Origin of the sequence: Shewanella sp. SG41-4 (genome assembly GCF_014164505.1) — a bacterium.
In the GTDB taxonomy this organism is placed as follows: Bacteria; Pseudomonadota; Gammaproteobacteria; order Enterobacterales; family Shewanellaceae; genus Shewanella.
Genome location: NZ_JACJFI010000224.1, coordinates 1 through 6,608 on the forward strand (window position 1 = coordinate 1; position 6,608 = coordinate 6,608).

Here is a 6,608-nt window from a genome sequence, read left to right on the forward strand (position 1 = left end):
ATGCCTTAATCAGGATTTTTAGCGTATTTTAAGATCAAACTGATGGTTTTACGAATAAGGAAGACTAACATATAAAAAATGACCTATTGTCATAAATACATTTAGTTAGCTGGAAAAACGGCTATTTGATGACCGTTTATTATTCAGAGTATAGCTTACTTAATAAGATCGCTAATTCTGAACTCAGTAAATGATTTTACGGTGGTAAACTGTTGTTGAAATAACGACCAAATTTCATGCGTAACCAATCAATTAGTTGCTAATGTTGTAAACTAGCTAATGAACTTCATTAACTTCAACATTAATGATGAACTCATCGCCGCAATATTGAGAGGCAAGTTATTTCGATTAATCTATTGCACATATTTACCCAAACAATTGCTTAAATTGATCCCAAATCCCCAAAGACATCTCAGGAAACAAATCGATACCCAAAGCTGATTTTAGTAAATACACTAACAATAAACCAAACAACATCAACACGATAATGGTTGCAACAATGCTTAGCAATAACATCGCAACTGATATTTTTTTCTCTCGTCTGGTATAAGCGCGTTTGTTTTTGCCTAATAAAAAAACATAGTAAAAGCGCCATTTGATAAAAGGAATTTTAAACGTTCCACGATTAACAATAAAATGTCCACCCCAAACTTTCGGTCCTAATGTCTGCTTAATGCCTAATAACTGAGTATCGGTGTAACTCTCTGCAATATCTTGAGGTAACCGGTTGAGTAACTTACTGATCAAAGGATCTTGACGGATATCGGCAGTAGAGACGTTTGCCGAATTAGGTTGTGAGGTTACCGATGTTTGTATCATGCATTATCCATTAAATAATCTGATGACTTCATCATAGACAAAAATACTGCAGTTGACATGCATTTTAAATCAGCGCTTTAACCTTAGCCAACTGGGACTGGAACAATAAGCTATGTTGATGTGTTACTACCCTACTTTCTAGCTCACCTTGTGCAATGAGTCGACATGCTTCATCCGCTTCAAAGTGATACCCCAATGATGTTCTGTTATCAATAAAACTATCGACCAATTCATCTAGTCGATACAAACTGCATTCAGATGCCCTAAATGCATCAGGAATAACAATGTAACCCTTGTCGCCAATAAGATACGCGTTATTACTTAATCGGCACTGAAAAGATGTGGCTAAGCTCACCGTGACATCACCACTTTTACCAATGATAATCACATCATCTTCTACTCCGGTTTCACATATATGTGCTTGAACATATAGATTATCGATATCTGCTTTAACAAAATAATCAGCAATTGCTAACGGGTAAATGCCCATATCCAATAAACATCCACCAGCTAATTGCGGATTATATTCACGCCCATCTGGCGCAAATGGGATCGGATAACCAAAATCGACTTTAACGTGTTTAAGCTGACCAATTTGGCCTTCATCTAACCATTTTTTGGCTTGTTGCATTGCGGGCAAAAAATAAGTCCATAATGCTTCCATCAACAACAAACCTTTGTCTTTAGCTAATGTAACCAGAGTTTGGCATTCATCAACCGACACGGTCATCGGCTTTTCTCACAACACGTGTTTACCAGCCATTAAAGCATCATAAGCTTGCTGAAAATGAAAATTATGTGGGGTGGCGATATACACAATATCAACCTCAGGATCATCAAATAACGCCTGGTATCCTTGATAGGCCTTTTCAGCGCCATACTGCTTAGCAAATACATCGGCATCCGTTTGTTGTCTCGCAGCTACAGCATATAAATGACTATTAGCCGAAAAGGCTAAGTCTTGACAAAATAACGCCGCTATTCTGCCAGTACTAACAATTCCCCAGTTTATTCTAGTCATTTATTTTCCTTAATATTATGTCTAATCCTAATGTTGTAATCTTCATTTTGGTCCTCTCCCAATATAATTATTTGTAACCACTTCAATCATGGCACATCGATGCCGAAGTGGAAGGAGACCATCACATCAGGTTATTTATTATGAGTAACAATAGCGCCAAGGCTAATAAATTAATAGTAAGTTAAAAATATCATCATTTTCTGTCGCTATAGCCGTTACGATTTTTCTGTTTGTGCTACTTTATTGTATCGATATTCAATATTAACTCGCGAGTCGCAATGAATACGCTAACCCTTGAATACATCAAAAGTATATTGCCTCAAAGGCCAGATAACAGCCATAAAATGACTTTTGGCCATGTATTGAATATTGCCGGTTCGTTGCATTATCGGGGGGCTGCTTATCTGTCGAGTTTATCCGCGTTACGAGTTGGTGCGGGTTACGTTACTTTAGCCAGTAGTCCATTGGTATGTGATAGTGTGAGTGCACAAACGCCGATTGTGGTTACCTTGCCACTACTCACTCATGTAGCAGAACGATATGATGATGCAGAACCGCGCATTGATTTGCTATCAACAAAGAAGCATTCGAAAATTCACTCAATTGATGTACAAACAATTGATAAAAAAGCTGTTTTACAACTCCGAGATAAACTCAGCCAAGCCAGTGTGATTACCGTTGGCAGTGGATTAAGTATTGCTCAAAGTACTGATCAACTCGGCATTGTCCCTAGCCATAATCCTCTTGATAATAATCTTCTAGATAGTAGCCTTCTCGATAACATAAATCATCACAACAACCCTTTAACGGGCTTAACAATTCCAGATGGTAATTGTGAATTTTTTTACGCATTATTAACCGAAATACAAACTAATAATAATCCGGTGATATTTGACGCTGACGCACTTAATTTTATGAGTCACTTAATTAACCAACAAACACCCCTTACCCCAACTGCGATAACACTCCCTAAAAACAGCATTGTGACTCCGCACCCAAAAGAGCTTTCAAGGTTACTCAATGTTGATGTTGGTTCAATACAAGCCCAACGGGTTCATTTCGCGAGTTTAGCCGCTAAGCAATTGCATACCATTGTGGTTCTTAAAGGTAAGCATACCGTCATTAGCGATGGTAATACTGTTTTCATTAATCCTACAGGTAACAGCGCGTTAGCAAAAGCCGGAACGGGTGATGTGTTAACGGGCATGATTGCAGGGTTTTGTGCACAAGGTGTTAGCTCAATAAATGCCGCTTGTTTAGGTGTGTATTTGCATGGTTTAGCAGGCGATATTGCCGCAGAAGACTTAAGCCAATATGGTGTGCTAGCAAGTGATCTACTCGACTATATTCCTAAAGCCATTTTACAAGTGTTAGCAGTTTAACCAAAGGTTTGGCCGATACGGCATCAGTGTGTGATTGTTACCAACGCCTAAATTCCTTGCCAAAGACAACATCGTAATCATGTATGCTATAAGCGTTCACTCATGCCACGATTTCAAACACAAAAGTACATTACATACGCATCAACGACTAAGGGTTATATGTAGAATAGCCTTAATATAAGCCACTTTTTTGAACTAAAAAACCCGGAAGCACTATAAGTGTACTCCGGGTTATAATTAGCTATTGCAGGTTAGTACTATTTAGCAGCGTTTCGTGCTTCAGTAAGCCAACCGTTCCATTTATCTTGGTTTTTAGCAATCCACTGATCTACGTGGTGTTGAATATCTTGCTTACTCTTTTCACCATCGTTCATACGAGTATTTTGTTCGTTGATATCAGCAAGCGGTAATGTAAATTCCTCAAAAAACTTCCTTGCTGCGGGATTCTGCTTTGTAAATTCTTTGTTGGCAACTATCTGAATGTCAGAAGCAACAAAACCAAGTTTTATCGGATCAGAAACCGCGCCTTCAAGTCCATTTACCGTCATTCGCTCAATGGCAGAGCTTTGAGCTTTAGTCGGATTAATTTCAGGCACGTTTATCCACACAACGTCCTTGCCTGGTTTCATTTTAAAAATGGTCCAGTTTGGAGCCCAAGTATAGAAAAATATTGGTCCACCATTTTTATAACCAGCCATTGCTGATGCGATCCCTGCAGCATATGCCGCTTTCACCGGATTAACAAAATCTTTCAGACCGTAAACATCCATATGGTGTGAGATAACTTTTTCGCATCCCCAACCCGGAGGACAAGCAGTCAAATCGGCTTTACCATCTCCATTGGTATCAAATGCTTTCTTCACTTCAGGTCGTTTAAAGTCTTCGAGGGAGGTAATATTAAATTTATCGGCCTCTTTTTTGGAGATTAAATATCCTCCTAATCCACCCGCTTTAATTACATAACCAATCTTTTCAGCTTTTTTATCAAAATTTTTCGGTAGTTGATCGTTATGCATTGGAAACCAACCATTGGTCCAATAATCAATATCACCGAGAGTAACTGTTTTGTAAAAGATTGGATTAACCAAAGTTTTGGGCTTTTCAACATCATACCCAAGGGTCTCAAGACCTCGTCGCACAAGTGCTTCCTGAAAAAAACCAGTGTCCCACGTCGCTCGAGCTGGTTTAACCGTTATACCTTCTCCAGGCTTGAGAGTATCAGCAATAGCGACTGACCCCGTCATTGTCATTGCAGCTAAAGCTGCGCCCAGTATTACTTTTTTAAGTATCATTTTACGTCCTTATTTTTTGGGGTTGCCATTGATTGGGTGATTCTATCTAGAATGATTGCTAATAAAACAATCGCAAGACCGCCAACCGTGGCCAAACCAATATCAAGTGTATTTAAGCCCAGAACGACAGGTGCCCCGAGGCCTCCTGCGCCAATCATTGCGGCGATAACCACCATGGAGAGCGACATCATGATGGTCTGATTAAGACCAGCCATGATGGTCGGAAGAGCAAGTGGTATCTGAACTTTAAGTAAAACCTGCGAGCTTGTTGCCCCAAAGGCGAGCGCAGCCTCGACTAACTCTGGGTGTACCTGCCTGATACCGAGACTGGTTAATCTAACCAACGGTGGCAGGGCAAAAATGATGGTTGCAAGAACACCCGCAGTGTTACCAATAGAAAAAAGCATTACAATCGGTACCAAATAGACAAAGGCTGGCGTTGTCTGCATTGCATCCAAAATGGGTCGTAGAATGTTATTAACACGATCACTGCGTCCAGCCCATATACCAAATGGCACGCCAACAACGGTGCAGAACACAACAGATGAAAATACCATGGCGAGGGTTATCATGGTTTCAGACCAGAAACCAAGCAGACCAATGAGAATCAACGATGCAAGCGTAAAACCAGCAAGTTTGAAACCTGATACCCGCCAAGCAATGACGCCGAACAGCGCAATAACAAGTAGAGGTGAAGTTGCCAGAAGTCCATCTGACACACTCGATAAAATGAAATCTACGGGCCATTTTATCATCTGAAAAAACCATCGATACCCTTCTACCAACCAGTCAACAAGGCTTGTGATCCATGCATCTAAGGGAATAACTCTTTCATCAAAACTGAACATAATATAAAACTCCTGAAGCTAGTATTCTAAGATGCTGACTGCTCAAAATAAGTCCCTTTCTCTGCACGGTTTAAGGTACGAAGAAACAGATTTTTAGAAACAACTCCGCGATATCTATTTTCTGAGTTTACAACTGGAATAGGCCAAGAATGAGAAGCTACCAAAGGTAAAATGTCCTGAAGACTATCGGTTTCCTGAACCGATTCAGCTTCTGTAAGAAAAGCATGCTCAAGTTTGCTGGTACCATTTCCTTGGTCAATAGCGTCACGCAGGGAATCTGAAGAGACAACACCTAAAAACCGGTGTTCTGAGTCGAGTACATAGGCAAATTCGCGATCTTTAATACTCAACATTTCTAATGTGGCTCTTGGGCTACCTGCTTTAGTATGCCAAACGACCGTTGGATGGGTATCGCGGGCAATGTCTCCTGCGGAGATAACACCGGTTGGATCCACACCACGGAAAAATGCTCGTACATAATCGTCAGCGGGATTTTGCAGAATCTCTTCTGGCGTCCCCACCTGAATCACTTGGCCGCCCTGCATAATGGCAATTCGGTCACCAATACGTAATGCTTCGTCTAAATCATGGGAGATAAAAATGATGGTGCGCTCGTGACGATCCTGCAATTTAAGCAGTTCGTCCTGCATCTCAGTCTTAATCAGAGGATCAAGCGCCGAAAAAGCCTCATCCATGAGCAAGATATCAGGATCAACCGCTAAGCCTCGCGCCAATCCAACTCGCTGCTGCATACCACCACTTAACTCATTGGGATATGCATTCTCCAAGCCTTCAAGTCCAACCTGTTTTAAAGCATCTAGAGCTCGCTCTTCTCGCTGTTTCTTATCCATGCCATCAAGCTCGAGGCCAAATGCTGCATTTTCTAACACTGTTTGATGAGGCATAAGAGCAAAAGACTGAAACACCATACTGGTTTTACTTCTGCGAAACCTTACCAGCTCATCCTTATTCATTTTAAGGATATTTTGACCATCGACTAACACCTCTCCAGACGTTGGTTCAATGAGCCTGTTTAGCATTCTTACTAGAGTTGATTTTCCTGAGCCGGACAGACCCATCACGACAAAAATTTCACCTTTGTTTACTGTAAAACTTGCACCTTGTACTGCAACTGTAAATCCAGTCTGTTCGTAAATCTCTTCTTTACTTTTCCCTTGCTCAAGTAATTTCACCCCCTTGCAAGGGTCAGAACCAAAACCCTTATAGAGGTTTTTTATTACTATTT

Annotated in this window: 7 protein-coding genes; 1 reads left to right on the forward strand and 6 read right to left on the reverse strand. The window is 40.6% G+C overall.

Annotation, left to right across the window (positions count from 1 at the left end; genetic code table 11):
- Window positions 1-366: 366 nt before the first annotated feature.
- The 3 genes from H5202_RS16570 to H5202_RS24335 all read right to left on the reverse strand — a co-directional run bounded on the left by H5202_RS16570 (window position 367) and on the right by H5202_RS24335 (window position 1,840).
- Window positions 367-819: a hypothetical protein gene (locus H5202_RS16570; RefSeq protein WP_182773048.1), complete on the reverse strand. Its 453-nt coding sequence runs from the start codon at window positions 817-819 to the stop codon at window positions 367-369.
- 64 nt (window positions 820-883) lie between these two features.
- On the reverse strand, window positions 884-1,549 hold the full coding sequence (locus H5202_RS16575) for a Gfo/Idh/MocA family protein (protein ID WP_259397356.1): 666 nt from the start codon (window positions 1,547-1,549) through the stop codon (window positions 884-886).
- Window positions 1,550-1,558: 9 nt separating this feature from the next.
- Window positions 1,559-1,840: a Gfo/Idh/MocA family protein gene (locus tag H5202_RS24335; protein ID WP_259397357.1), complete on the reverse strand. Its 282-nt coding sequence runs from the start codon at window positions 1,838-1,840 to the stop codon at window positions 1,559-1,561.
- 278 nt (window positions 1,841-2,118) lie between these two features.
- Here H5202_RS24335 and H5202_RS16580 point away from each other — a divergent pair, with 278 nt between their 5' ends.
- A complete protein-coding gene (locus tag H5202_RS16580; RefSeq protein WP_182773049.1) occupies window positions 2,119-3,222 on the forward strand; it encodes an NAD(P)H-hydrate dehydratase in 1,104 nt (367 codons plus the stop codon).
- 257 nt (window positions 3,223-3,479) lie between these two features.
- Here H5202_RS16580 and proX read toward each other — a convergent pair whose 3' ends face one another.
- The 3 genes from proX to proV are packed head-to-tail and all read right to left on the reverse strand — an operon-like array spanning window position 3,480 to window position 6,606.
- Window positions 3,480-4,514, reverse strand: a complete 1,035-nt coding sequence (gene proX / locus H5202_RS16585; RefSeq protein WP_182773050.1) for a glycine betaine/L-proline ABC transporter substrate-binding protein ProX — start codon at window positions 4,512-4,514, stop codon at window positions 3,480-3,482.
- The gene (locus H5202_RS16590; RefSeq protein ID WP_137222991.1) at window positions 4,511-5,362 is read right to left on the reverse strand and encodes an ABC transporter permease; all 852 of its coding nucleotides are present in this window, start codon (window positions 5,360-5,362) and stop codon (window positions 4,511-4,513) included. The genes proX and H5202_RS16590 overlap by 4 nt, the downstream gene beginning before the upstream one ends.
- Window positions 5,363-5,388: 26 nt before the next feature.
- Complete coding sequence (proV, locus tag H5202_RS16595) at window positions 5,389-6,606, reverse strand: glycine betaine/L-proline ABC transporter ATP-binding protein ProV (RefSeq protein ID WP_336244806.1); 1,218 nt, start codon at window positions 6,604-6,606, stop codon at window positions 5,389-5,391.
- Between the last annotated feature and the right edge of the window lie 2 nt (window positions 6,607-6,608).